This is a genomic window from Flaviramulus multivorans, from assembly GCF_021728415.1.
GTDB classification, from domain to species: domain Bacteria; phylum Bacteroidota; class Bacteroidia; order Flavobacteriales; family Flavobacteriaceae; genus Sabulilitoribacter; species Sabulilitoribacter multivorans.
The window spans coordinates 988443-1015297 of sequence record NZ_JAKKDV010000001.1; the positions used below are offsets into that span (position 1 = coordinate 988443).

General features: G+C 32.5%; 28 protein-coding genes. 14 read left to right on the plus strand and 14 right to left on the minus strand.

The window, feature by feature from the left end; genetic code table 11:
• Window positions 1-5: 5 nt before the first annotated feature.
• The 3 genes from L3X39_RS04425 to L3X39_RS04435 all read left to right on the plus strand — a co-directional run bounded on the left by L3X39_RS04425 (window position 6) and on the right by L3X39_RS04435 (window position 2466).
• Entirely contained in the window at window positions 6-1148 is a 1143-nt protein-coding gene (locus L3X39_RS04425) for a methionine aminotransferase (RefSeq protein WP_237230539.1), read from the plus strand.
• Window positions 1149-1210: 62 nt separating this feature from the next.
• The gene (locus L3X39_RS04430) at window positions 1211-1678 is read left to right on the plus strand and encodes a hypothetical protein (protein ID WP_237230540.1); all 468 of its coding nucleotides are present in this window, start codon (window positions 1211-1213) and stop codon (window positions 1676-1678) included.
• An 8-nt stretch (window positions 1679-1686) separates the two neighbouring features.
• On the plus strand, window positions 1687-2466 hold the full coding sequence (locus L3X39_RS04435) for an amidohydrolase (protein ID WP_237230541.1): 780 nt from the start codon (window positions 1687-1689) through the stop codon (window positions 2464-2466).
• Here the strand turns inward: L3X39_RS04435 and L3X39_RS04440 are convergent.
• Together L3X39_RS04440 and L3X39_RS04445 are read right to left on the minus strand one after the other, a co-directional pair.
• Window positions 2459-4063 (minus strand): Ig-like domain-containing domain, encoded by a 1605-nt coding sequence (locus L3X39_RS04440; RefSeq protein WP_237230542.1) that lies wholly within the window; start codon window positions 4061-4063, stop codon window positions 2459-2461. The genes L3X39_RS04435 and L3X39_RS04440 overlap by 8 nt on opposite strands.
• A 60-nt stretch (window positions 4064-4123) precedes the next feature.
• Window positions 4124-4801, minus strand: a complete 678-nt coding sequence (locus L3X39_RS04445) for a ComF family protein (RefSeq protein WP_237230543.1) — start codon at window positions 4799-4801, stop codon at window positions 4124-4126.
• 220 nt (window positions 4802-5021) lie between these two features.
• Between L3X39_RS04445 and L3X39_RS04450 the strand changes: the two genes are divergently transcribed.
• On the plus strand, window positions 5022-6566 hold the full coding sequence (locus L3X39_RS04450; RefSeq protein ID WP_237230544.1) for a glycine--tRNA ligase: 1545 nt from the start codon (window positions 5022-5024) through the stop codon (window positions 6564-6566).
• A 67-nt stretch (window positions 6567-6633) separates the two neighbouring features.
• Here the strand turns inward: L3X39_RS04450 and L3X39_RS04455 are convergent, their stop codons facing one another.
• The 3 genes from L3X39_RS04455 to L3X39_RS04465 form a co-directional block, all read right to left on the minus strand.
• Entirely contained in the window at window positions 6634-7170 is a 537-nt protein-coding gene (locus L3X39_RS04455; RefSeq protein ID WP_237230545.1) for a DUF3575 domain-containing protein, read from the minus strand.
• Window positions 7171-7253: 83 nt separating this feature from the next.
• A complete protein-coding gene (locus tag L3X39_RS04460) occupies window positions 7254-7724 on the minus strand; it encodes an Lrp/AsnC family transcriptional regulator (RefSeq protein ID WP_237230546.1) in 471 nt (156 codons plus the stop codon).
• Between the two features lie 120 nt (window positions 7725-7844).
• Entirely contained in the window at window positions 7845-9209 is a 1365-nt protein-coding gene (locus L3X39_RS04465) for a saccharopine dehydrogenase family protein (protein WP_237230547.1), read from the minus strand.
• Between the two features lie 112 nt (window positions 9210-9321).
• Here L3X39_RS04465 and L3X39_RS04470 point away from each other — a divergent pair, with 112 nt between their 5' ends.
• A complete protein-coding gene (locus L3X39_RS04470; protein WP_237230548.1) occupies window positions 9322-9720 on the plus strand; it encodes a DUF423 domain-containing protein in 399 nt (132 codons plus the stop codon).
• A 60-nt stretch (window positions 9721-9780) separates the two neighbouring features.
• A complete protein-coding gene (gene pckA, locus L3X39_RS04475; RefSeq protein ID WP_237230549.1) occupies window positions 9781-11397 on the plus strand; it encodes a phosphoenolpyruvate carboxykinase (ATP) in 1617 nt (538 codons plus the stop codon).
• Between the two features lie 42 nt (window positions 11398-11439).
• On the opposite strand, the gene L3X39_RS04480 is transcribed toward pckA, so the two are convergent.
• The 3 genes from L3X39_RS04480 to L3X39_RS04490 all read right to left on the minus strand — a co-directional run bounded on the left by L3X39_RS04480 (window position 11440) and on the right by L3X39_RS04490 (window position 13311).
• Window positions 11440-11754 (minus strand): hypothetical protein, encoded by a 315-nt coding sequence (locus L3X39_RS04480; protein WP_237230550.1) that lies wholly within the window; start codon window positions 11752-11754, stop codon window positions 11440-11442.
• A 142-nt stretch (window positions 11755-11896) separates the two neighbouring features.
• The gene (locus L3X39_RS04485; protein WP_237230642.1) at window positions 11897-12646 is read right to left on the minus strand and encodes a uroporphyrinogen-III synthase; all 750 of its coding nucleotides are present in this window, start codon (window positions 12644-12646) and stop codon (window positions 11897-11899) included.
• 20 nt (window positions 12647-12666) lie between these two features.
• Window positions 12667-13311: a DUF4271 domain-containing protein gene (locus L3X39_RS04490; RefSeq protein WP_237230551.1), complete on the minus strand. Its 645-nt coding sequence runs from the start codon at window positions 13309-13311 to the stop codon at window positions 12667-12669.
• Window positions 13312-13429: 118 nt separating this feature from the next.
• Here L3X39_RS04490 and L3X39_RS04495 point away from each other — a divergent pair, with 118 nt between their 5' ends.
• Genes L3X39_RS04495 through L3X39_RS04505 form a run of 3 tightly spaced genes read left to right on the plus strand, consistent with a single transcriptional unit; the run spans window position 13430 to window position 16058 of the window.
• Window positions 13430-14152 (plus strand): polyprenol monophosphomannose synthase, encoded by a 723-nt coding sequence (locus tag L3X39_RS04495; RefSeq protein ID WP_237230552.1) that lies wholly within the window; start codon window positions 13430-13432, stop codon window positions 14150-14152.
• Window positions 14153-14157: 5 nt separating this feature from the next.
• Window positions 14158-15504 (plus strand): dihydroorotase, encoded by a 1347-nt coding sequence (locus L3X39_RS04500; protein WP_237230553.1) that lies wholly within the window; start codon window positions 14158-14160, stop codon window positions 15502-15504.
• Window positions 15504-16058, plus strand: a complete 555-nt coding sequence (locus L3X39_RS04505) for a DUF4296 domain-containing protein (RefSeq protein WP_237230554.1) — start codon at window positions 15504-15506, stop codon at window positions 16056-16058. The genes L3X39_RS04500 and L3X39_RS04505 overlap by 1 nt, the downstream gene beginning before the upstream one ends.
• Here the strand turns inward: L3X39_RS04505 and L3X39_RS04510 are convergent.
• Window positions 16024-17025: an NAD-dependent epimerase/dehydratase family protein gene (locus L3X39_RS04510; protein ID WP_237230555.1), complete on the minus strand. Its 1002-nt coding sequence runs from the start codon at window positions 17023-17025 to the stop codon at window positions 16024-16026. The two genes, L3X39_RS04505 and L3X39_RS04510, sit on opposite strands and share 35 nt — an antisense overlap.
• Before the next feature lie 87 nt (window positions 17026-17112).
• Between L3X39_RS04510 and tyrS the strand changes: the two genes are divergently transcribed.
• Complete coding sequence (gene tyrS, locus L3X39_RS04515; protein ID WP_237230556.1) at window positions 17113-18408, plus strand: tyrosine--tRNA ligase; 1296 nt, start codon at window positions 17113-17115, stop codon at window positions 18406-18408.
• Between the two features lie 123 nt (window positions 18409-18531).
• Here tyrS and L3X39_RS04520 read toward each other — a convergent pair whose 3' ends face one another.
• The 4 genes from L3X39_RS04520 to L3X39_RS04535 form a co-directional block, all read right to left on the minus strand.
• Entirely contained in the window at window positions 18532-18978 is a 447-nt protein-coding gene (locus L3X39_RS04520; protein WP_237230557.1) for a YHS domain-containing (seleno)protein, read from the minus strand.
• A 40-nt stretch (window positions 18979-19018) separates the two neighbouring features.
• Window positions 19019-19999, minus strand: a complete 981-nt coding sequence (locus tag L3X39_RS04525; protein WP_237230558.1) for a LuxE/PaaK family acyltransferase — start codon at window positions 19997-19999, stop codon at window positions 19019-19021.
• 123 nt (window positions 20000-20122) lie between these two features.
• Complete coding sequence (locus L3X39_RS04530; RefSeq protein ID WP_237230559.1) at window positions 20123-21952, minus strand: T9SS type A sorting domain-containing protein; 1830 nt, start codon at window positions 21950-21952, stop codon at window positions 20123-20125.
• Between the two features lie 106 nt (window positions 21953-22058).
• Complete coding sequence (locus L3X39_RS04535) at window positions 22059-22400, minus strand: T9SS type A sorting domain-containing protein (protein ID WP_237230560.1); 342 nt, start codon at window positions 22398-22400, stop codon at window positions 22059-22061.
• A 195-nt stretch (window positions 22401-22595) separates the two neighbouring features.
• Here L3X39_RS04535 and L3X39_RS04540 point away from each other — a divergent pair, with 195 nt between their 5' ends.
• Window positions 22596-23276, plus strand: a complete 681-nt coding sequence (locus L3X39_RS04540; protein WP_237230561.1) for a response regulator transcription factor — start codon at window positions 22596-22598, stop codon at window positions 23274-23276.
• Complete coding sequence (locus L3X39_RS04545) at window positions 23276-24319, plus strand: sensor histidine kinase (protein WP_237230562.1); 1044 nt, start codon at window positions 23276-23278, stop codon at window positions 24317-24319. Before L3X39_RS04540 ends, L3X39_RS04545 begins: the two co-directional genes overlap by 1 nt.
• Here L3X39_RS04545 and L3X39_RS04550 read toward each other — a convergent pair.
• Complete coding sequence (locus tag L3X39_RS04550) at window positions 24302-25369, minus strand: glycosyltransferase (protein WP_237230563.1); 1068 nt, start codon at window positions 25367-25369, stop codon at window positions 24302-24304. The genes L3X39_RS04545 and L3X39_RS04550 overlap by 18 nt on opposite strands.
• Before the next feature lie 179 nt (window positions 25370-25548).
• On the opposite strand from L3X39_RS04550, the gene trmB reads away from it, so the two are divergent.
• Both trmB and L3X39_RS04560 read left to right on the plus strand, forming a co-directional pair.
• Window positions 25549-26223 carry a tRNA (guanosine(46)-N7)-methyltransferase TrmB gene (gene trmB / locus L3X39_RS04555; protein ID WP_237230564.1) on the plus strand — a complete coding sequence of 225 codons (675 nt, stop codon included), beginning with the start codon at window positions 25549-25551 and terminating at the stop codon, window positions 26221-26223.
• A gap of 2 nt (window positions 26224-26225) precedes the next feature.
• Window positions 26226-26855 (plus strand): LysE family transporter, encoded by a 630-nt coding sequence (locus tag L3X39_RS04560; protein ID WP_237230565.1) that lies wholly within the window; start codon window positions 26226-26228, stop codon window positions 26853-26855.

Below are 26855 nucleotides of genomic sequence, written 5' to 3' on the forward strand. Positions count from 1 at the left end.
ATTATATGCACCACATTTCTAAACTTCCCAATGTAGAAACTACTATTTTTTCTATAATGAGTGGGTTGGCAAAACAGCATAATGCGATTAATTTATCTCAAGGGTTTCCCGATTTTGGTAGCGACCAAAAACTTAATGATTTAGTTAGTAAAGCCATGAATGAAGGTTACAATCAATATGCGCCAATGGCTGGAAATTTAGAATTAAGAGATGCTATTTCAAAAAAGATAGAGTTACTTTATAATACCAGCTATCATCCAGAAAATGAAATAACAGTTACTGCTGGTGCAACTCAAGCTATTTTTACCATTATAAATGCGTTTGTAAAACCAAATGATGAAGTCATTATTTTTAAACCAGCGTATGATAGTTACCAACCTGCAATAGAGTTAAACGGTGGGAAAGCGATAGCGGTACAATTAAAAGCCCCAGATTTTAAAGTAGACTGGAATGATGTGAAGCAAAAGATTAATAATCGTACTAAAATGATTATTATAAACACACCTCATAATCCGTCAGGAACCGTGTTTTCAAAGGAAGATATGTTGCAGTTGGAAAGCCTTACCAAAAATACGAATATTATCGTGTTAAGTGATGAGGTTTATGAGCACATGGTTTATGACGGTGGAACACATCAAAGTGCTTGTTTATTTCCTGATTTAAAATCAAGGAGTTTTGTTGTAGCTTCGTTTTGTAAAACTTTTCATAATACGGGTTGGCGAATAGGCTATTGTTGCGCCCCAAAAGAACTCATGGAATTGTTTATGCAAGTACATCAGTTCAATGTGTTTTGCATTCATCACCCAACCCAAAAAGGTATTGCAGACTATATGCAAGAACCTAAACATTATTTAGAATTATCCGAGTTTTACCAAAGAAAAAGAGACTTGTTTTTGAGTTTGATTAAAGGTTCAAGATTCAAATTTAAACCATCAAAAGGCACTTATTTTCAAGTGTTGGATTACTCTGATATTACAAATGAATATGATGTAGATTATGCAAAGCGACTAACGAAGGAATCTGGTATTGCCTCAATTCCATTATCCGTTTTTAACACCAATAATTTAGACAATAAGGTGTTAAGGTTTTGTTTCGCAAAAAAAGACGACACCTTAAAAAAAGCTGCAGAAATTTTAACGCACATTTAAGTTACTTTTTTAATAGTTTGGGGTCTAAATAATAAATGGATAAATTTAAAAGGTAAAAAATCATGAAATTATTTTTATTATTAGTGTTTATAAGTGTAGGATGTCTTGTAAACGCCCAAGAAGTTAGTGTTAACGGCGCAATGTATGAAGTGAAAAAGGGACAAATATTTAAAGGAGGCCTTGATGTAACGGAGACTCTATCAACTGAAGAACAGCTGCAAATAAGAGAGGCGTTTGATAGAGAGATAGCACGAATTAAAGCTGCTGAAAGAGAAGAAAAAAGACTAAAAAATGCCGAAAAAGACCAAAAAAGAGCCGAAAAGAAGCAAAAAAAGGCTGAAAAAGCTTTAAAACAAAAAGAAAAGGCTGAGTCAAATTTTAATAAGGCAGAGAAAAAGTATGAAGACGCCATTAAAAAGTATGAAAAACTAAAAAAGAAAGGGAAACTTTCGCCTGAAGATGAAAAAAAATGGCTCGATAAAATTGAAAAATATAATAAAGCTACAATAAAAGCCAAAAGGAAATTATAGAAATTTAGATGCAAAGTCAATTAAAAATAGCGTTAATTCAAGCAGATTTAGTTTGGGAAAACCCAGAGCAAAATAGGGTTAATTTCAGTAAAAAAATTCAGAGCATTTCCGAAGAGGTAGATGTGATTGTACTTCCTGAAATGTTTACTTCAGGATTTACCATGAATGCTGAAAAGGTGGCTGAAACCATGACAGGTAAAACGGTTTCTTGGATGCAGGATTTAGCTACCAGAAAGCAAGCAGCTATTATTGGAAGTATTGTAATTTCAGAAGACAATAATTTTTATAATAGATTGTTGTTTGTAACACCATCAGGAACTCTGGAATATTATGATAAACGGCATACATTTACATTGGCTGGAGAGCACAAAGTTTATACGGCTGGGTCAAAGCAATTTATTACTGAATATAAAGGCTGGAAATTTTGCCCATTGATTTGTTACGATTTACGTTTTCCAGTATGGGCTAGAAATGTTGATGACTACGATGTTTTATTATATGTAGCCAACTGGCCAAAACCGAGAATTTCTGCTTGGGACGCTTTGTTAAAGGCTCGTGCTATAGAAAATATGAGTTACTGTATTGGCGTTAATCGCGTGGGAATTGATGGCGTAAACAGTGAGTATTCAGGGCATTCAGCAGTGTACGATGTACTGGGAAATCAAATGACAGATATCGAGCCTAATAAAGAACAAACGCTTCTAGTAACTTTAGAAAAAAGACATATTGAAACTTACCGAAATAAATTGCGCTTTTTAGACGATAAAGACACGTTTACGATTACTTAAATATGACGGTTTGAATAAGATCCCAACCGGCTCTTAATTCATCGTCTATTTCAAAATGGACAACTCGTTCAGGTTGTATTTTCTCAAGGTAACTCCCAGAATCATACTTTTTATTACCGTTGGTATCTAAAATAGCCCTTAAACTGTATTTTCCTGGAGCAACATTAAGAAAATCCAAAACGTTTTCTTCGGTAGTGTATTGCTCATATTTTACTTCTTGTTTGGCATCGATAATTTGAACAATTAACGGAAACGGAGGATTTACCAGATTAACTCTCAGGTTAGTAAAATCCGAACTCTTTTTTGTGCTAAGGGTATAATTTAAAGTGTCGTTAGTGTCTCCAAAAAAATCAAAAATGGCCTCTGGTAGTATGCGCATTTTATAACCGTTAGCCTCTGTTTTATTAAAGTTTAATGCATAGGTATTAGCAATGCTATCATATTTTGAAGTAAAAGCGACATTAATAGAATCTTTGTCTATCAAAGTAACTTTTGAAACGTCAAAACTTGTAAAAGGGGTGTTGCCACTAATTTTAAAATCTTCATCATATCCTATAACACCTTTTGGTGATACAGTAATCCGTAAGGAATCTCTTTTTTGTTCACTTATTCTAACGGTAAAATCTTTTTCAAAGTTTGTGTTTGATACTTTAAAAATAAGCGAGTCTACTTCCAATCTTGGTTTATACCAATAATAAAGCGTGTCCTTTTTTTCATCTTTTGTAATTCGGTATTCAAAGTCTTGTGGTGTTTCAGATAGTATTTTTATGTTCATGCCTTCATAACTTCCTTCATAACCAAAGGCTATTTTTTCGCCAGAAATAAGCCTTGGTCTTGTAGCATCAAAATCTAAGGCTTCTGAGAATAATTTCAACGTATAAACCGAATCGGTTGGTACCTCAATATACTCTTTATAAAACCCAATTTGATCCGTTTTTTGTTGAAATTTATTGTCACCATTCCCATCTTTTAAGGCTACTAAAAGATACTTTCCTGCTTTAATATTTTCAATAGAAAATGTTGTTAAACTATCTAATGTATTGGTGATGTATTTAGGAACTTTCTTATAAATAATAGAATCTGTAAATGTTGAATCCACCTCATATAGAGCAACATTTACAAAAGTTTCAGGCTGTTTTTTTAAGGCATCAACAATGTTACCTTTAACAGTAAGCGAATCTATATAATCTCCCGTAGAAAACACATAGCGGTAAAACGGATAAGGGTTGCCTTCGTTGTTATCGGTAATACTATTTCCAAAGTTAAAGGCGTATGTAGTATTGGGTTGTAGGGTATCAAAAATTTTAATTGAAATGTATTTATTTGCACCACCAAGTGGTTTTACCTCTGGTTGAGTTTTCAAGGGTGGCGAAATAATAAGTTGCTTCTGTAAGTCTTTAATAGTAATATATTCATCAAAATACACACGTATTTCGTTACCTGTAAAGTTAGTAGAAAAGTTCTCGGGTTCAGACTTAACAATTGTTGGTGGTGTGTCGTCTTTTGGGCCTCCGTCCGGTGTTCCTCGGTTTGCACAGTTTATAAAAATAAAACCAATAACGGCAGCTAAAATAAAATTTGAAAGGGTTTTGTTCATCAACAATTTTAAATTTTTAGCAAAAGTACATGAATTTTGGAAATATAACGATTAATACACTTAGGCTATTGCCATGGTGGCAACACTTATTTTTATATTTTTTGCATGATTTAAAACCCCAATACAAGCCTCCAAAGTAGCACCTGTGGTAATAATGTCATCCACCAATAAAATGTGTTTGTTTTCAATGGCATCCATATTTTTCAGTGCAAACAATTCCTCGTTATTTGTCCAGCGCATAAATCGACCTTTATTGGTTTGCGATTTGGTGTTAGTAATCTTTACCAAAACATCCTCTAAATACGCCGCATTTAAAGCTTTAGCAATTTGTTCCCCAAATTTAGCAACTTGATTATAACCTCTTTTTTTAAGTTTATTTTTATGAAGTGGAACGGGAATAACTACATCAATAGGCTTATAGCTTTCAACAGTATTTAACTCGTTACCAAGCCAATTTCCAAGCACAAAACCAATTTCCTCATGTCCTCGGTATTTAAGGTTGTGAATGAGTTGCTGTACAATACCTTTTTTTTCGAACCTAAAAAGCGCTGTTCCTTGCTCAATTTTTGCACGTCCATAAAGTACTTTGGCAACCGAATCATTATTGTCAAAATGAAAATTGGTAACGGGCAAATCATGTCTACAATCCAAACAAATGGTTTCTTCATTATCATCCAACAAGCTATGGCAAGCATAACATACTTTCGGAAAAAACAAATTAACAACAGGCTTTATCATATCATTTTTTGGGCGTTACCCTTTGGGTCGGGCTTTACGTTTCAATCTTTTTTATTCTGTCATTCCTAATTATGGTGAAAATCCACAATAAAAAAGGATTTTCACTACAATCCCTAACGCTAAACATGTCTAAAGATAATTAAATCATAAAAAAGAATTTCAATGGTTATTTTTTACGCTATAACGTACTTTGTTTGAATCCCTTTTTTATTTTTGCACCATGGCAAATCAAGATGATCAATTTAAGAAGGTAATATCACACGCAAAGGAATACGGGTATGTGTTTCAAAGCAGTGAAATATACGACGGTTTAAGTGCCGTTTACGACTACGCACAAAACGGAGCAGAACTCAAAAAAAATATACGCGACTATTGGTGGAAAGCCATGGTGCAAATGAATGACAATATAGTAGGTATTGATGCAGCTATATTTATGCACCCAACCACTTGGAAAGCTTCGGGGCACGTTGATGCGTTTAATGACCCTTTAATTGATAATAAAGATTCTAAAAAAAGATATAGAGCCGATGTTTTAATTGAAGATTATTGCGCTAAAATTGAAGCTAAAATTGATAAAGAAGTTGACAAAGCGGCTAAACGTTTTGGCGATGCTTTCAATAAAGAAGAATTTGTATCAACAAACCAACGTGTTTTAGGCTATCAAGAAAAAATAAATACAACGCTTTCAAGGATGGCAAAATCTTTAGAAAACGAAGATTTGGCCGATGTAAAAGCACTTATAGAAGAGTTAGAAATTGCCGACCCACTAACAGGAAGCCGAAACTGGACCGATGTTAAGCAATTCAACCTCATGTTTGGTACTAAATTAGGTGCTTCGGCTGATAACGCCATGGATTTATATTTACGACCAGAAACGGCGCAAGGTATTTTTGTTAATTTTTTAAATGTTCAAAAAACCAGTCGATTAAAAATTCCGTTTGGTATAGCGCAAACAGGTAAAGCTTTTAGAAACGAAATTGTGGCAAGACAGTTTATTTTCAGAATGCGCGAATTTGAGCAAATGGAAATGCAGTTTTTTATAAAACCAGGAACTCAAAAAGAGTGGTATGAGCATTGGAAAGAAACCCGATTAAAATGGCATTTAAGCTTAGGAATGGGTGCCGATAATTACCGTTTTCATGACCATGAAAAACTGGCGCATTATGCCGATGCGGCTGCCGATATTGAATTTAAATTCCCGTTTGGGTTTAAAGAATTGGAAGGTATTCATTCGCGTACCGATTTTGATTTAAGTCAGCACGAAAAATTCTCTGGTAAAAAATTACAATATTTCGACCACGAAGAGAACAAAAGCTATGTGCCTTATGTTTTGGAAACCTCTATTGGTTTAGATCGAATGTTTTTGGCAGTATTTTCTAATTCTTTAGTTGAGGAAGAACTAGAAAATGGCACGACAAGAACTGTTTTAAAATTACCAAGTGTATTAACGCCAGTAAAAGCAGCGGTTTTACCATTGGTTAAAAAAGATGGGTTGCCAGAAATAGCAAAACAAATAGTTGATGATTTAAAATGGGATTTTAATGTAGATTATGACGAAAAAGATGCAGTAGGGCGTCGTTATAGAAGACAAGATGCTAACGGAACACCATTTTGTATTACTGTAGATCATGATACTTTAGAAGATAATATGGTTACCATTCGTCACAGAGATTCCATGGAACAACAGCGTGTTAAAATTGAAGATTTAAGAAACATCATCAAACAAGAAGTAGATGTACGTACTTGGTTGATGAAGATGAAATAATATACTCCTTTAAAAAATAAACCCTAAGTGAAAACTTAGGGTTTTTTATTTAACTTAAAATAATATTTTAGAATCTGTAGCCAATAGTGATGCCACCTTTGCCAATAAATTCATAGTCCGTGTTACTATTGTTAAATAAGTTTCTACCAACACCAAAACCTAACTCACCAATAAATCCGCTTTTAGTCATCCATTTTCCTCCTAAGCCAATACCAAGCGCAAAGTCCGTTCTAAAATCATCTTCATCTGTATCAAAAAGATCTATATTGCGATTTGTAGAATTAAGCATACCAAAACCTTCAACATAAAATCCAGCGGCATATTTTTCTCCAAAATAAAGACGATAATATGGTGAGATATAATATTTAATATCATCGCTAACATCGTTATCAATTGGAAGAAAAGCTGTAACACCAATACCTGATTCTTCATTTAAAGTACGTTCGTAAGTTGCTTCAAAAGCACCAAGAATAAGAAACAATCCGTTTAATTTTAATTCATTAAAGTTTTGCTGTCCAGTAGTTGTTTCTTCATTTTCCTCTTGTGAAAATGCGGAATATGATATAAATAATGAAGCGAGTAAAAAGAGTAGTGATTTTTTCATGTAAGAATAAATTATTGATTGCATGTTTATTTAGATGCAATTATATTAAAAGGTTGCGTAAGAAACTACTTTATTTTGTTAAACTATATATGTATTTGTCTGTCAATTTGTTGGTCTAACGAAATCAGAGATTCTGTTCTTAAAACACCTGTAATAGTCTGAATGTTGTTACTTAACAAATTCATTAAGTGAGCATTATCTAAACAAATAAGTTTTATAAAAATACTGTAAACACCTGTTGTGTAGTGGCATTCTAAAACTTCCGGAATCTTTTTTAAGGCTCTAATAATATCTTCAGAATTTGCCACTTTATCTAAATAAATACCCACAAATGCTAATGTTGAATAGCCTAGTGCTTTAGGATTTATGATGAATTTTGAACCAGAAAGTAATTTTGATTTTTCCAGTTTCCGCAACCGTTGATGAATCGCCGCTCCTGAAATACCAACGTTACGTGCTATTTCTAAAATAGGTGTTCTGGCATCTTGCATTAGGGCGCGAAGTATTTTTTTATCGATACCGTCAATGGTTATAGTTTTTGTTTTTTGCTTCATTTTAATTTTAATCTAAAACATAAATGTAGTTATTTACTTTTAAACTGAAAGGGATTTTGCTTTTGGGATTTCAGGGTGTTTTTTATCCTGAACTCGTAAAGGGACCAGGTAACCCAAAAACTAATTATTTAATGGATTATACCCAAGATAAGGCACTTCTTTTTCGTTAAAATTGATGCCAAATGAGGCTAATTCAGTTAAAATGGGTTGATAAACTTCTTTTGAAATTGGTATTTGAACACCAGGCGTTTTAATCTTTCCGTTTAAGATGGCAAGGGTTGCTATGGCAACTGGTAAACCTACGGTTTTTGCCATGGCTGTATAAGTTTGGTCGTCGCCAACTACTACCATATTAGCATCTATTTGGTATTTTTTACCATCTTTTTCATAGCCAAATTTGTGATACATAACTATCATGTCTTTGTCGTTTTCTGAAAGAGTCCAGCTATCCATTAATATTTTTTGAAGTATTTCAGCAGGTGTTGCTTTTTTGAGTTCAACATGTTTTTCTGAACTGAAAATATCGAGTTCAACTAGTTTGTCCCAAACAATATCATCTTGATCTATCTTTAATTGATGGCGCAACTTTAGTTCGACTGAATCAGATGGACTATACGGCAGAAAGGCGTTTACAAAATCCCGATAGGTCATATTTTCACTACCATCCATAATATAGCTGTCATCAGTCATTCCAAGTGTTACAAATATGTTCCATGCTCTACTAAAACCTACACGACGCATCGTGCCACGATACAGCGTTTTAATGGTATCAAGACCATAAACACTTTGATATTTTAAAGAATCTCTATTGGCATAGGCTTCGAATCGTCCAAACCCATCAATATCTAAAAATTCTGTACGTCTGAATAAGCGGTTATAAGGAATATATTTATAAGTGCCTTCTTGTAAAAATTTTGCAGCACCACCTTGACCAGCTGTCACTACATTTCTGGGGTTCCATGTAAATTTGTAATTCCAAAGATTGTTGTCGCTTTCTGGTGCTACCAAACCACCTGTGAAAGATTCAAACAAAATAACATTTCCACCATGGTCTCTAATTCTATCCAAAACTTGCATAGCGCTCATGTGGTCAATACCAGGGTCTACCCCTATTTCATTCATTAATACTAGTCCGTTCGCTTTAGCATAATCGTCTAATGCTTGCATTTCGGGGCTAACATAAGAGGCGGTTACCATATGCTTTTTGTAGGTAATACAATCTTTAGCCACTTCAATATGAAATCTTGCCGGAAGCATAGATACTACGATATCTGCATTTTTAACAGCTTCAATCCTAGAGGACTTATCAAAAACATCGAGCGTAATCGCATTAGCATTATTATGATTACCAATAAGTTTTTTGGCGTTTTCAATATTTAGATCACCAACAGTAATAAATATGTTTTCTGAGGTTGATTTATCGAGTAAATATTTTAAAAGGTAAGAAGTAGATTTTCCAGAACCAATGATTAAAATTTTTCGCATTTTGGGTTTTGTTAAGTAATTTTGTTTGGCATTAAGTAAGTGCTAAATTACTATTTAATTTTACGAATTTAATAAATATATCAAGTATTTATTGAGAATAATTTATTGAAATATGAACAAGACCATTTTAATTACAGCATCCTTATTAGGTATTATTGGTATTGTACTTGGAGCTTTTGGTGCGCATGGTTTAAAACAATTAATATCCATTGAAGCTCAACAAACTTTTGAAACTGGAGTGCGCTACCAAATGTATCATGCGATTTTACTCCTTTTTGTAGGAAATACAGCTTATATAAATTTAAAAACAAAACGAATAATTTATGTTTTGGTAATGATTGGAATCTTATTTTTTTCAGGTTCAATTTATGGTTTGGCAACAAATGCATTAACCAGTTTCGACTTTAAAAGTATTGGTTTTATAACGCCAATAGGTGGCTTACTTTTAATTTTAGCTTGGAGTTTTATGCTTATAGATTTCTTAAAAATGGGGTCTAAAAACAGCAATTAATTAAAGGATACCTTAAATAATTGTTTTAATTTTGCACAATAAATAATTTTATATCATTTTATGGAAAGTTCTAGTCAGTTTACGCAAACGATTTCGTTAGAGCAATATGGCATAAAAAATGCCAAAATTAATTATCAATTATCTCCAGAAGAATTACATCAAATAACTATTGCTAAAGGGCAAGGTGTTGAAGCTTCTTCGGGCGCATTAGCGGTTAATACGGGAGAGTTTACTGGTCGCTCGCCACAAGACAGATTTATCGTAAAAGATGATATTACTGAAGATAAAGTTTGGTGGGGTAAAATAAATATACCTTTCGAAACCGATAAGTTTGATAAGCTTTATGATAAGGTTGTTGCCTATTTATCTAACAAAGAGGTTTTTGTAAGAGATAGTTATGCATGTGCTGACGATAATTACAAATTAAATATTCGAGTTATCAACGAATACCCATGGAGCAACCAGTTTGCATACAATATGTTTTTACGTCCTACTGAGGGTGAATTAGAAAATTTTGATCCAGAATGGACCGTAGTAAATGCACCAGGGTTTATGGCAAATCCAGATGAAGATGGTACACGACAACATAATTTCGCGATTTTAAATTTCACCAAAAAGATAGCTTTAATAGGTGGAACTGGTTATACTGGAGAAATTAAAAAGGGTATTTTTTCGGCATTAAACTTTATCCTACCTGTTTTTAAAAATACATTACCTATGCATTGTAGTGCCAATGTTGGAAAATATGGAGATACTGCTATATTTTTTGGATTGTCAGGTACTGGAAAAACAACTTTATCAACAGATCCTAATAGAAGTTTAATAGGTGATGATGAGCATGGTTGGACAAATGAAAACACCGTGTTTAACTTTGAAGGTGGTTGTTATGCAAAAGTGATTAACCTTTCAAGAGAAAACGAACCTGAAATATTTGACGCCATTAAAAAAGGAGCTATTCTTGAAAATGTAATTTTGGATAAAAATGGCGATGTGGACTTTGCAGATACATCTATCACTCAAAATACAAGAGTTAGCTATCCGCTACATCATATTGAGAACATTCAAGTTCCTTCTATAGGAAAAAATCCTAAAAATATATTCTTTTTAACGGCTGATGCTTTTGGAGTATTGCCTCCAATTTCTAAGTTAACTCCAAGTCAAGCAGCGTATCACTTTATATCTGGTTATACGGCGAAGGTTGCAGGAACTGAGGCTGGTGTTGTTGAGCCTGTACCGTCATTTTCGGCATGCTTTGGAGCACCTTTTATGCCATTGCACCCTTCAAAATATGCTGAAATGTTAAGTCAGAAAATGATTGAAGCAGGTGTTAATGTTTGGTTAGTAAATACTGGTTGGACCGGTGGACCTTACGGTGTTGGTACAAGAATGAAATTAAAATATACGCGTGCCATGATTAATGCGGTTTTAAATGGTGATTTAGGACTTTATAATTATGATGATTACCATATACACTCAGTGTTTGGAGTAGCCCAACCTAGATCTTGTCCAGGTGTTCCAACAAGTGTTTTAAGCCCTAGAGCGACATGGAATGATGACGAAGCTTATTATAAAACAGCTTTTAAATTAACCAATGCATTTAGAGAAAATTTCAAGAAGTTTGAAATGCATTGTAATGAAGAAATTAGACGAGGCGGACCGCAACGTTATGCATTCTAATTAAAAAAGCCCAATCTAATTAAATTGGGCTTTTTTATTTTATTAAAGAATAATAATTAATAGTAATATAATAATAATGGCACCACTAGATATATAGATGCCATTGCCAGAAGCTCTAACACTTTTCTTAATAGTTTTTACTTCTCTTCGCAATTCCTTTCTTTCTAAACGATTTAAATTCGATTTATCCATTTCTTTTATTTCGGTTAAACGGTCAATCATAACCCTTATTTCTTCTGGAATTTCCTCAGCATTTGTGGTTTTATGTATCGGAGGTTTTTCAGAAGCCATAAGTTCATTTGGAAATGAAATAAATGATATAGCTAATAGCATCAAACAAAAAATCTTTTTCTTCATGTTGTATGTTTTTAAAAAGTTAGATATTTAAATATACGGTTTTATTAGATACCTAGATGATAAACAATTTTTATTTGAGCTATATATAAAAAGGGACAATTTTTTAAATCGTCCCTTTTTATATTTTTTGCTGAAAATCAGGCTATTTACCTTTATTTACCTTTTCAATATATTTTTCTAAAGCCATCGTCATAGAAGGTGTTTCAGGTGTTGGTGCTGCAATATCTACACGCAATCCTTTTTCTTCAACAGCTTTAATAGTCGTGTTACCGAAAACCGCTATACGAGTCTCATTTTGTTTAAAATCCGGGAAATTTTGAAATAACGATTCTATTCCTGAAGGACTAAAAAATACTAATATATCATAATATACATTAGCTAAATCCGTTAAGTCGCTTATAACGGTTTTATAAAATGTAGCTTGCTTCCAATTGACACCTAAAGCGTTCAGGGTATCTGGGACTTCATCTTTTACCTTATCGGTATTTGGAAGTAAAAACTTCTCGTCTTTATATTTTTTAATTAATGGCGAAAGCTCAGAAAAAGAGCTTTTTCCAACATAAATTTTACGCTTTCTATAAACCACATATTTTTGTAAATAAAAGGCAACAGCTTCAGACTGACAGAAGTATTTCATACTATCAGGAACCTTAAAGCGCATTTCTTCGGCAACTCTAAAGAAATGGTCTACCGCATTTCTACTCGTTAAAATAATAGCAGTATACTTATTTAAATCAACTTTTTGCTGCCTTATATCTTTTGCAGATACGCCTTCTACATGAATGAATGGTCTAAAATCTATTTTTACTTTTTGTTTTTCTTGTAAATCGAAGTAAGGCGAGTTCTCTATTTTAGGTTCTGGTTGAGATACTAAAATGGTTTTCACTTTCATAGGCGCAAATAGTTTGTTCATTAAGTAAAAAACACCTTATATAAAATAACATAGGGTGCGATTTCAAGTGCGCAAAGATACAAAATAAAATAAAATATGTTGTTTTTTATTAAACTTTGATTGGATTTAAACAAACTTATTAAGCCAACAATATTTATGATTAATAATAAAATAATTATAATATAAAATAAAGTTAAAGTAGGTTTTAAAGTGAATAATAATAAGGCATTTATTGGTAACAATAAAACCCCTAAATAGTTTTTATAGCTTATTTTTTGAAAAAGATAGGTGTCAATTATTTTATCAATTTCAAAAACACTAGCTATCAATCGTTCAACAAGTACTTTTATTAAAATGAAAGTAGTAATGCCAATACATAATTTAAACATGGTGTTAATTGATACTTGTTGAGTATTTGTAATGTGTTGGTAAAAAATGTAACAAAAAACAGATAATGACAGAATCAAATTACCAAACAACAAACCGTCAAATACATCTAAAAATTTCTGGTCTCTCGCATAAATTTTAAGATATTTATTATTACCTAAAACGATCAAAAAATCTTCAAAACGCTTTGGCGCTCTTAATTTAGCAATAGCAACAATTACTAAACCAATAACTATTAAAATGGTAAACAATTCGTTTGAAACTATGTTGCGATACATGGCTTAAAATTATCATAAATTTTAATATTGAGGGATATTATTAAGGAATATTTAAAAAAAATAAACGCTTATTAATGTACATTTGCCAAAACTAATTTGGGTTTCAACATACAGAAATATGACAGACACTATTGTAATTATACCAACATATAATGAAATAGAAAACATCGAAGCTATAATAAGAGCTATTTTTGCTCAATCGGATGCTATACATATCCTTATTGTTGATGATAATTCCCCAGATTTAACTGCTTTAAAAGTAAAAGAACTTCAAGAGGAGTTCCCAAAAAAATTATTTTTAGAAGTAAGAAAGGTGAAATCTGGATTAGGTACTGCATATATTCATGGGTTTAAGTGGTGTTTAGAAAAGCACTATAAGTATATTTTTGAAATGGATGCTGATTTTTCACATAACCCAAAAGACATTCAAAAACTTTACAACGCATGTCACAGCGATGATGCCGATGTTGCCATTGGGTCTAGATATGTAAAGGGCGTAAATGTTGTTAACTGGCCAATGAGTAGGGTACTTATGTCGTATTTAGCATCAAAATATGTGCGTTTGATTACTGGGATGAAAATTCACGATACAACAGCAGGATTTGTTTGTTATAAGAGAGAAGTGTTAGAATCTATAAATTTAGATACCATCAGATTTATTGGTTATGCTTTTCAAATTGAAATGAAGTTTAAAGCGAATTTGAAGAAGTTTAAAATAGTTGAAGTTCCAGTTATTTTTACTGATAGAATGCGAGGCGAATCTAAATTAAGTTCAAGAATTATATCTGAAGCTGTTTTTGGAGTCATTTCTATGAAATTAAAAAGTCTATTTAAAAAATAGAAAAAATGAATCAAAAAATTACACTTATAAAGAATGCAAAAATAGTGAATGAAGGCACTATTTTTAATGGCGATGTGTTAATTGAAGGCGAATACATAAAAGAAATAAGTGAGTCTATAAGTCCCAAATCAGCTGATGTATTTGTTTTAGATGCTGAAGGGAAATATTTATTACCCGGAGCTATTGATGACCAAGTTCACTTTAGAGAACCTGGATTAACTCACAAAGCCAATATTGAAACAGAGAGTAGGGCAGCGATTGCTGGTGGTATTACGTCATTTATTGAAATGCCAAATACTAACCCTCAAACTACGACTGTAGAAAAGCTTGAAGAAAAATTTGAGATTGCTGCCCAAACATCGTTTGCTAATTATTCGTTTATGTTTGGTGGTACTAATGATAATTTGGATGAAATTTTAAAACTAGATGTAAATCAAGTTGCAGGATTAAAACTTTTTTTAGGATCTTCAACTGGAAATATGTTGGTAGATGATCCTGAAGTGTTAGAAAAAATATTTAAAAGTACATCGATGGTTATTTCTGTGCATTGTGAAGATGAAGGCACCATAAAAAAGAATCTGAAAGAGCACATAGATAAATTTGGTGATGATATTCCAATAAAATACCATCCCATTATTAGAAGTGAAGAAGCTTGTTATCTGTCATCTTCAAAAGCTATAGAATTAGCTGAAAAAACTGGAGCTAGATTGCATGTTTTTCACCTGTCTACAGGTAAAGAAACTAATTTGTTTACCAATAAAATTCCTTTAAAAGACAAAAAAATTACTGCTGAGGTTTGCATCCATCATTTATGGTTTTCTGATGAAGACTATGATAAAAAAGGCACCTTTATAAAATGGAATCCAGCGGTAAAAACGGAAAAAGATCGTGACCAATTATGGAAAGCATTGTTAGATGATAGAATTGATGTAATTGCTACGGATCATGCTCCACATACTATAGACGAAAAGAAAAACGTTTACACTAATGCACCATCAGGAGGTCCGTTAGTACAACACGCTTTACCTGCTATGTTAGAAATGTATCATAAAGGCAAAATATCTTTAGAAAAAATTGTAGAGAAAATGTGTCATAACCCTGCCATTTTATTTCAAGTAGCGCGACGTGGTTATATTAAGGAAGGTTATTTTGCCGATTTAGTGCTGGTCGATTTAAATAATCCATGGACCGTTATTAAAGAAAACACATTGTATAAATGCGGATGGTCACCATTTGAAGGAACTACTTTTAAATCGAGAATTACACATACGTTTTTAAATGGCAGTTTAGTATATCAAAACTCTAAATTTAGTAACATCAAGTCTGCTAAACGATTAACTTTTAATAGGTAATGTTGAAACAATTTGTAACAGTATTATGTTTAGTTTTAATGGCAACAAGCTGTCATAAATTAAAAGCGCCAAAGAAACCTGACAATTTAATTTCGAAGGAAAAAATGGTTGATATTTTAATTGACGCAAAGCTTATTGCATCTGCTAGTTCTGCCAACAGAAGGATTATGGCAGAGCATGGTATTGATATTAAAACGTACGTATATCAAAAACATAATATCGATAGTTTACAATTTGTATTAAGCAATGATTATTATGCCTTTTATATTAAAGATTATGAAGCTATTTATAATAAAGTTGAAGATAGTTTAGAGGCACTTAGAGCGAAATATAAAGATTTGGACGCTCAAGAATGGAAAGAAAAAACAAAACGAGAAGAAGATTCGCTTAAAGCGGTTTACGCAAGAAGAGATTCAATTATTACCGCAAAGGACACTTTGAAAAACCCAATTGTTTTAGATTCTTTAAATAGATTACTATTAAAAAAGAAGTTTGAAGAAGAAGGCGGTTTGGTAGCACCTATTTCGGATACTGATTCCCAATCGAAACAATAGTTTTGTTAACAGGCTTAAATTTATAATTTAAGACATCTTTAATTTTGTCACTACTATAATAGGTTTCAGTAGATAAAGATTGCGCCAAATGCTTCGTTAATTGTCTTCTTTTCCCAGTTAATTTATGGACTAACCAATCCATTTTCCAGCCTAATTTTAATAAGGTGCTACTTGCTAATTTTTTCGGTGGGTTAGTGTTTACAGATTTTGATAATGCTTGTAAAAAATCTTTATAAGTCCAGTTTTCAGCAACCAATAAAAATCGTTCATTAACAACCTCAGAATCCATAAGTTTTGTCATTATTGAAACAACGTCTTCAACATCTACCAGTGCTACGGTTCCAGAGGTATAATATTTAAAACCCTTTTTAGCTTTTTTAAATAAACTCCCTGTTCCGTATCGCCAAATTCCAGCTCCCAAAATAACTCCTGGATTAACCATTACCACTTTTAATCCCTCTTGGGTTCCTCGCCAAACTTCCATTTCGGCACCATATTTTGTTATAGCGTATACATTATTATCTGCTTCGGCATTCCAATTAGTATCTTCATCTATAGGTTTGTTGTTTAATTCTTTTCCAAGAGTTGCAATGGAACTAACATAACACAGCTTTTCAATATTATTAGAGATGCTTAAGTTTACAATATTGGCAGTACCTTCAATATTTGTTTTTCTTAAAAGCTGATATTTGTCGGGTTCAAATGAAACGAAAGCAGCACAGTGATACACTTTTGTAATGCCTTTAAAAGCTTCTGATAGTGATGGAATGTCTAAAATATCGCCTTCGACCCAATCAATTAGGTTATAAAGCGTTTCATAATCGTCTGTATAGCAAGAAAATACACTTTTTACATTGTCCAGTTTGCGTTTGTTTCTGTAAATAGCTCTTACTTTTTTATCGCTAGTTACAAGCTTATAAAGCAAATGTGCTCCAACTAAACCAGTGCCTCCTGTTACTAAAATCATGCATCTAAAGTAAAGAATTATTCATAATACATGAGTAATTATACACGTATTTTTATATTTGCCATAGTTTTGTAAAATACGCGAATAATGATAAAGAATTTTGTTGAAGAATTAACATGGAGAGGTATGATTCATACCGTTATGCCTGGAGCCGAAGAACACTTAATGGAAGGTATGCGAAGTGCTTACATTGGTTTTGACCCAACGGCAGATTCTTTACATATTGGGAACTTAGTACCTATAATGCTACTAGCACATTATCAACGCTGTGGTCATAAACCCTTTGCTTTAGTTGGTGGAGCTACCGGAATGATTGGAGACCCTTCAGGGAAATCTAGTGAGCGTAATTTATTAGATGAAAAATCATTACGTCATAACCAAGAAGCCATAAAAAAGCAATTAGCTCATTTTTTAGATTTTGAAAGTAATGCCGATAATGCAGCTGTTTTGGTAAATAATTACGACTGGATGAAAGACTTTTCATTTCTAGAATTTATTCGGGATGTTGGTAAACACATTACAGTAAATTATATGATGGCAAAAGATTCTGTTAAAAACAGAATTTCATCTGATGATTCAGAAGGGATGAGTTTTACTGAATTTACCTATCAATTGGTTCAAGGATATGATTTTCTTCATTTATACAGAGAAAAAAATTGTTCAATCCAAATGGGAGGAAGCGACCAATGGGGCAATATTACAACGGGGACAGAATTAATAAGAAGAATTGCCAGCGGGAAAGGGTTCGCAATTACTTGTCCACTAATTACTAAATCGGATGGTTCTAAATTCGGAAAATCCGAAGGAGGTAATGTATGGTTAGATGCCAATAGGACATCGCCTTACAAGTTCTATCAATACTGGTTAAATAGCAGTGATGAAGATGCCGAAAAGTATATTAAAATATTTACGTTTTTAACTGAAGAAGCCATAAATATTTTAGTAAAAGAACATAATGAAGCCCCTCATTTACGCGTTTTACAAAAACGTTTAGCTGAAGAAATCACAACATTAGTGCATTCAAAAGATGATTTAGAAAATGCTATAAAGGCTAGTGATATTCTCTTTGGAAAATCAACAAGTGATGATTTAAAACGACTAAATGAGCAAACTTTTTTAGACGTATTTGATGGAGTACCTCAAACACAAATACCTAAGTCTGAAATTGAAAACGGATTAGATATAATCGCTGCTTTGGCGGAGAAAGGGGGGTTTTTAAAATCTAATGGCGAAGCCAGAAGAGCCTTAAAAGAAAATTCAATTTCGGTAAATAAAGAAAAGGTAAGCGAGGATTACAAAGTAACTGCCAACGATTTGATAAATAATAAGTTTGTATTGCTACAACGTGGTAAAAAGAATTATTTTATTTTACAAATTATATAAAGCGTAAAGCCTGATTTTAAAATCAGGCTTTACTTTAACTAATCAACCACTAAAATAAATCTTTCTTTATCGTAGTTGCATATTTTGTCGAAACTATTTTCTTTTCATTACATAAAAAGTAGGCTATTTTTTAAATTTTATTGTGCTCCAGTTTTCATTAGCTTTTTCAAGCAATACATTTGCGTTTTCTTCCTCCCACAATTCAAGTGTATTGGTTCCCCATGCATTATAGAACAAATATAATTTCCCGTTTTTTATTTGAAATGTTTTAGGGTTAATGCTTACTTTTTTGGCCTTTGCTGCTATTGCATATGCACAATAACCACCATATTCTGGAAGATATTTTTCGGGATTCTTATTAAATAGATTTAAGTTTTTTTCTGAAGAAAATTTATAGTTTACACCATCAAATGTTGATATAAAACTTTTACTACCTTCAATAGCTTCATTACTGAAATAAGCAACAACATCATAACCATTTGCTGCAAATCCCTTTTTTAAGTTATAATCAATAGTTTGAGCGGAGATTGAAGAAATAGCAACAATGAATAAAATGATAAAAGTTTTCATAGTTTGAAGTTTTACGTTAAGTCGTAAAACGGTAGTTACCTTACAGCACCATAAGATTGCAACCGCGAATATCGGAGTTATCAAAGCGACCTATAACTTCAAACGAGTGACCATTATTTACACGCCCTAAATCCTGAGTTGCTATAAATGAGCAAGAATTAATGTTGGCTAAATCTATTACGTTTATACCGCCTGTTTGCCCAATGTTTTGAATACTTAGGGCGTCTTCAGTATCACGTGTTAAAACCTTCATCCATGGGGGGCAACTAAAAATACCGTTGCCTTTTGAATAGGCTTGACTCAATAATTCGGTCATACCATATTCACTGTGTATTGCATTTACACCAAAACCAGCTTTTAATCTTTTATGAAGCTCCTTTCTAATCAATTCTTTACGTCTACCTTTCATGCCTCCAGTTTCCATCACAATGGTGTGTTTTAGGTAAAATTCATACGTTTCAATTAAATCTAATAAAGCGAATGAAACACCTATTAACAATACTTTTTTCCCTTCAGAGTCAAGTTTTATTAAGGTGTCTTTTAATTCTGAAATATTGTTAAGATAAAAACCACTTTCGGGATGTTTAGATGTTTTTATCATGGCATCAACCATATAGATTAATGAAGAGCCTTCACGCTCTAAATAAGATGGTAGTAAACCTAAAATCACATAATCTTCAATATTTCCATAAAACTTTTGAAACCCTTTAGTGAAACTTTTTTGATAGATGCTTAAATCTGTAACATAATGTTTGCTTGTAGCATTTCCAGTTGTTCCAGAACTTTTAAAGATTGTTTGAATAGGTTTTTGAGAACTTAAAACCTTATGACTTTTAAAAAATTGAATAGGTAAAAAAGGAATATCTTGTATTCTTTTTATATCACTAGGATGTTTGTACAGCAAATCACAAAATGATCTATAAACGGGATTGTTTTCAAACTGAAATATAAAAATTTGTAATGCTAAAGTTTCAAAATCACTTTGACTGTTAATATTAAAAATGGAATTTGTATCTATCATCAAAAGGTTATCTGTTCGAGTGAAAATTGTTTACAATTTTTGTATCGAGAACAAAAGGCAAAAGTAGATAAAATAAAAAAGCGCCACCAAATGGTAACGCTTTAAAATTTATAAAGTTGATGATTACCTAACTACTAATTTTGTTGTAGTTATAGCATCATCTTGTGATACTTTCATAATATAAACCCCAGAGTTTAGGCTAGAAACATCGAGTCTGTTATTATTTACAGTTTCATTGATAATTTGTCTTCCTAAAATACTGTAAACTGAAACATCCATTTTAGAGTTGCTTCTACTTAAAATATTAATATAGCCTAAACTTGTTGGGTTAGGATACATTTTGAAACCTTCTATCTCAATATATTTAGAATTCAAGGTAAAGTCTGATAAGCTTCTTGCATAAATTTGACCAGTTGTGTTAAAACGACCTGCAATAGCAACTAAGCTAGTAATGTTATTTGATGGAATTACAGTTCCTATATAATCGGCTCCAAAATAATCTGTTCTCATTACAACAGTGTTAGGTATAGCATCAGATACGTTATAATTGGTTCCAGTTGAAAAAGTTGCTACACCGTCGGCGGCATCAAATGTTACATTTTGTAGTTCAACTAATTCGGATTCATAATCAGCATAATTAGTATTAAAATCTGAAATAGTAACTAATTGTGGAGTAACACTGTTGCCTGAAGAAGCTACAACTCCAGAGTCTGTAGAAGGTAAAAATCTTAGTAAACCATTACTTTCGTCAGTACCTCCTTTTAGTCCCGTTACATTATCACCTACATTATAAAATGGAATGTCTGCTTCAGCCCCTTCTTCCGTAATTAAAATACCAGCAACATTGCTATCTTGAATCCATTGCCTATCATTAAAGCCATCTGTATGAGTTACCAAAACGGCACCAGTTATTTCGTAATAACCGCCTACACCATTTGTTGTAACATCAGCTCTTAAAGCTGCAATGTCGGTAACAACCGTATAGGTTGGAATTATTACAGTTAGTGTATATTCAACAGCAGGACTAATAGGCGCACCTAAATTATCAACTAACTCTGCAAATAATGTATAAGTATTACCAGCAACCAAACCTGTTACAGGCGTTTCAGTTCCATCTGTAGTAAATATATCTCCACTATCAATTATATTATCTCCAACATCTTTTACATTCCATTTTATATAGCCATCACCTGCTGATGGAACTGCTACGGTGAAATTAGTAGTTGTAAAATCAATTGTTGCAGTAGTTGCAGCTTCAGGTGTAGTAGTTAGAGTTCCACCACTTGCAGGTGCGTCAGTCAACGCTAAGGTAGGAGTAGGAACATAGCTATCAATTATTCTAATATTATCTAAAGCAATATCTTCGTCACCAGCGTCTAAATTGTTGAAAGTTATTCTTATATCAGCTGATGATCCAGTTCCAATAGAAGCAGTAAATTCCTGGAAGCTAGATGTTAATAAAGTACTATCTGCTATTCCATCAAAATTTGTATCTAAACCTGGTTCTGTGTTAGTTGCACCACCACTAGAAAATTGAATTAGGTTTGTATAACCTCCACCATCTATATTAATTTCAATAACTACACTGGTGTTTGCATCCCAATCTTCAAAACCATCAGATGAATCATCTTCGGCAACCAAGACAGCAAAAGTCATGTTAGAATAAGTAGAAATATTAATACCAGAAAAGGTTAACGTTTCTATTGCCATTGTGCAAGGCGCACCGTCGGTGTCTTGTGCTGCGAAATAAAAAGTGCCATCTGCTCCTGTTACATTGTATCCAGCGACATCAGACCCGTCAGTTCTTGTAAAAAAATCACCACCATTGTCGTTGCAATCTTCAGAAGTAGTTCCTGAATTGCCAGTTTCAAAAGATTCTTGAAAAATAGTAGTTTGGCTAAAAGATAAGCTAGTAAATAAACTTAAAAAAAGTAAAAAGTAAAGTTTTTTCATATTAAGAGGAATTAATTAATTAAGACTTAAATTTATAGATATTTTTGAGTTATAACCAAAAAAAACAGCCTAATGGCTGTTTTTTTACTGTAAAGTAACAATTTCTTTACTTTATCACTAATTTCCTTGTCTCACTTATATCACCTTCGGTGATTTTTAAAATATAAACACCTTTGCTTAGGTCAGAAATATTTAATTCTTTACCTGTTAAGTATGTGGAAAAAATGAGTTTTCCTAACACATTGTAGAAATCTATTTTTTTATTAAAATTATGTTTCGATGTAACGTAAACAAACGTTCTGCCACTATTTACAGGGTTTGGGTATATGGATAAACCCTCTATGTTTTGTAAAATAGAAGTTCCATTAGAGCCATTTTGTGCAACACTATTTTGTGTTGTAAAAAAGGCTAAGGTTAACAATAAAAAGAAAAAGTAGCTTTTTTTCATAAGTTCTATTTGGTTATATAAAGGTAGTAATTTAGTACAAAAGTGATGCCAAAAAACTGTTAAAGATTTGAGTTATATGTCGAAATATTAAATTTTTGTAAGCTCTTTGTTACCATAATGTTATTAATTTTATAATTTCAATAAAATTATGTTATTAGTTTTATCTTTACTTCAAGAAACAAGGATTTCCGAATAATGAAAAAAAAGGACATTAAAATATTACTGGTGGATGATGAACCAGATATTTTAGAAATAGTAGGATACAATTTGTCAAGTGAAGGGTATCAAGTAATAAAAGCCGAAAATGGGCTTGAAGGTGTAAAGAAAGCTAAAAAAGAGTTACCTCATTTAATTATCTTGGATGTTATGATGCCTGAAATGGATGGTATTGAAGCTTGTGAACAAATCAGAAAAAATCCGGATTTAAATAATACAATAGTTACTTTTTTAACGGCCCGTGGTGAAGACTATTCACAGGTTGCAGGCTTTGATGCTGGCGCTGATGATTATATAACGAAACCGATAAAGCCCAAAGTTTTGGTAAGTAAAGTAAAAGCGCTGTTACGACGTTTTAAAGAGGAAGACGTTGATGATACTGTTAAAGTAGGAAGCTTGGTAATTAACCGTGACGAATATAAAATAATCTCAAAAGGAAAAGAAATTATTTTACCTAGAAAAGAATTTGAATTATTATCTTTATTGGCGTCCAAACCTGGTAAAGTATTTAAAAGAGACGAAATACTTGATACGGTTTGGGGAAATGAAGTTGTGGTTGGAGGAAGAACCATTGATGTTCATATTCGAAAATTACGTGAAAAATTAGGCGACAAAAGTTTTAAAACTATAAAAGGAGTTGGCTACAAGTTTGTAGATTAATGCAATCAAAATTTAAAAAATCATATCGATTTGCAGTAAAAACATCAGTATATGTAACCCTGTATGTAACACTCTTAATGGGTGTTTTTTTATACTATTTTTACGAGCTTAAATGGTTTTTATTACTAGCGCTTGCGACTAGTGTATTCATATTTTCATTTTTTATTATTCAATTTAGATTAGAGCGGTTTATTTATAAACGTGTAAAAAAGATTTATGACGATTTAACGCTTCTAGAATCGGCAACTTTAACTAAAGGCCCAATAACCACCGATATGAAAACACTCACTGAGGAAATTGACAAATTTGCTCGAGATAAAAAAATAGAAATAGAAACCCTGAAAGTTAGAGAAGAGTACAGAAAAGAATATTTAGGTAATGTTTCTCACGAATTAAAAACCCCACTATTTACAGTTCAAGGCTATATATTAACACTTCTAGATGGAGCCATGAACGAAAAGAATTTGCGCAAAAAATATTTAGAAAGAGCTAATAAAGGTGTGGAAAGGCTTGGATATATAATAAAGGACTTAGATATGATTACTAAACTTGAAGTTGGAGATTTAAGTCTTAATATGGAAGCATTCAATATTGTTGATTTGGTTAAAAATGTTTTTGATATGTTAGAAATGAAAGCTTCTAAGAAAAGCATAACATTAACATTTGATATGGATTACAATAACCCTATTATGGTTAATGCCGATAAAGACAGAATTCAACAAGTTTTGGTTAATTTAATTGTAAATTCTATAAAATACGGAAGAGAAAAAGGGACTACCGAGGTGAGTATTGAAAACCTTATTAAAAACAAAGTAATTGTGCGTATAACTGATAATGGAGAAGGTATAGCGAAAGTACATTTACCAAGGCTGTTTGAGCGTTTTTATAGAGTAGATAAAAGTGGTTCACGCAAAGAAGGAGGTTCTGGTTTAGGCTTATCAATTGTTAAGCATATTATTGAAGCCCACGAAGAAAAAATATATGTAGAGAGTGAATTTGGTGTAGGAAGTGAGTTCTCATTCACATTAGAAAAGGTTAAATAATTCTTTAAAATCTACTTCAAAATTAAATGATTTTAAACCCTTATAATTACATACATCATCAAGTTTTTTCAAATTAAATTGATCTTGATTACAACTAGGTACTAATTCCATTTCTGTTAATCTTTTAGCTAAATATTCTTGTTCAAATTGCCCAGGTGTAGGTATAAAAAAAGCTTTTTTGCAAAGTTTTGCTAAATCCATTACTGTAGTGTATCCAGACCGCGAAAGTATTAAAGCACTCTCTTGGATCGTTTTTTCAAGTAAGCTTGAAGTCATAAAATTATAAACGGTTATGTTTCCTATAACCAGTATAGCTTGCTCTTTTTCCACAATACCTTTAACAAAAACCACTTTCCCAGGATAGTTTTTTAATTCCAATAACATTTTTTCATCCAATAAGGTACGTTGTGGCTCGGGTCCCGAAATTAAAACCATTAAATCATGTTTAATTTCAGATTTACGGTAGGCAAATCTGCTCAAAGGACCAATATATTTTAAAGGTATTGAAAGCGATTTACCGTGCCCTAATTTTCCACTTAAGTTAATGTCACCATCCATATCTGGCACCCAACACATATCAAATTTTTCAATAATATTTTGATGCACTTTTGTACTTAACCAAGTAGTATTTCCACTTAAAACATTTAATTGGTGTGTTATAAAAACCGAAGGCACTTTTTTACTTCGCACACCCAGTCTGTTATCCGAAATAATACCTGCTAGTTTATTGTTTTCTAAAATATAATCAACTGCTTTTTTTTCGGCATTAATGGCTTTTAAAAGTTTAGGCGAATCTTTTAAAAGCTTCAACTTAAAGTGCTTTCCTTTTCTTGAATAAGTTATGTTATAAGAAGGTAATTCAACCGAAGAAAGATTCGGAAATTCCTTTTTTAGCAGAGTTAAAGCAACACCATCACTAGCAATAATAGGCTCAAAACCTTCAGCAATTAAAGCGTTAATTATAGGAATGCAGCGTGTAGCATGTCCCAATCCCCAATTTAACGGCGCTACTAAAATTCGTTTTTTATGCTGACCTTCTTTCAGTACCATAATTATATTTTGGGCGTGCCCACAAGGGTCGGGCTTTCGGCAGTCGCTCTTTGCAAGGAGCTTCAACAAATGCCTCAATCCCTCACGCACTTTTTTGCTAATTTCAAAGATAAGCTATTAAGGCTCTCGTATATTTCCTTAATTTTACCGAATATTAAAATATACATTAGCAGAAACCTGTGGGAAGTAAAAATAAACTAAAACGATTTAAAGAAAACGAAACGTTTTCAAACGTATTTCAACCGACAAGAGACGAATTAGTTAACACCAACTTCAATTTAAAAGGTAATTGGAGAACTGGGGTATTTAAAAACAATCACCCCATTGTTTTAGAGCTTGGTTGTGGAAAAGGTGAGTATTCCGTGGCATTGGCAAAAAAATACCCAAACAAAAATTTTATTGGAATAGATATTAAAGGCGCCCGTTTTTGGCGAGGCGCAAAAACTGCCATCGAAGAAAAGATACCAAATGTTGCTTTTTTACGAACACAAATAGAACTCATTCATTATGCATTTGCAGAAAATGAAGTGGACGAAATCTGGATTACGTTCCCAGATCCACAAATAAAATATAAGCGGACCAAACATCGTATGACTAACCTTGAGTTTTTAAAACGGTATAAACAAATTCTAAAACCAGAAGGTGTTGTAAACCTAAAAACCGATAGTGAGTTTATGCATGGTTATACACTTGGATTACTACATGGCGCTGGACACGAAGTGCTTTATGCAAACCACAATGTTTACAAACAAGAAGGAAGCCCAGAAGAAGTAACTAGCATTCAAACCTTTTACGAATCGCAATATTTAGAACAAAACAAACCAATTACGTATATTAGGTTTAAAATAAACTAAAAGTGGACATAACTTTTATCTTTTTTACAGGCTTAGTTGTTGCTCTTATTGGAGTTATACCGCCAGGGTTATTAAATATGACAGCAGCAAAAATAAGCCTAAAGGAAGGTTATGTAAGAGGTATTATGTTCTCTATTGGTGTTTGTGTTATTGTATTGCTACAAACGTATTTAGCTGCTATTTTTGCCCGCTATATAAGTATGCACCCCGAAGTGATTGATATCCTTCAACGGGCGGCATTTATCATATTTGTATTAATTACTATTTATTTTTTGCTCATAGCTAAATCGCAACCAAAACAGCAAATACAGCCTAAAATTAAAAGTAAACATAGCCGCTTTTTTCAAGGTGTGTTTTTGTCTGCTATAAATGTTTTTCCTATTCCATATCAAGCATATATGACTATTACCTTGGCATCAATCGGATGGTTAGATTTTAGTCAAATTAGTATCATTTCATACATAGTTGGAGCTGCTATGGGAACCTTTGTTATGTTGTATATTTATATTTTCTTTTTTGAAAAAATTCGAGGTAAGTCTTTTACATCACAAAAAAATATGAATTATATAATTGGAGGCATAACGGGTGTAATTGCTATTGTTACACTAATAAACATTATCAAAGAATTTTAA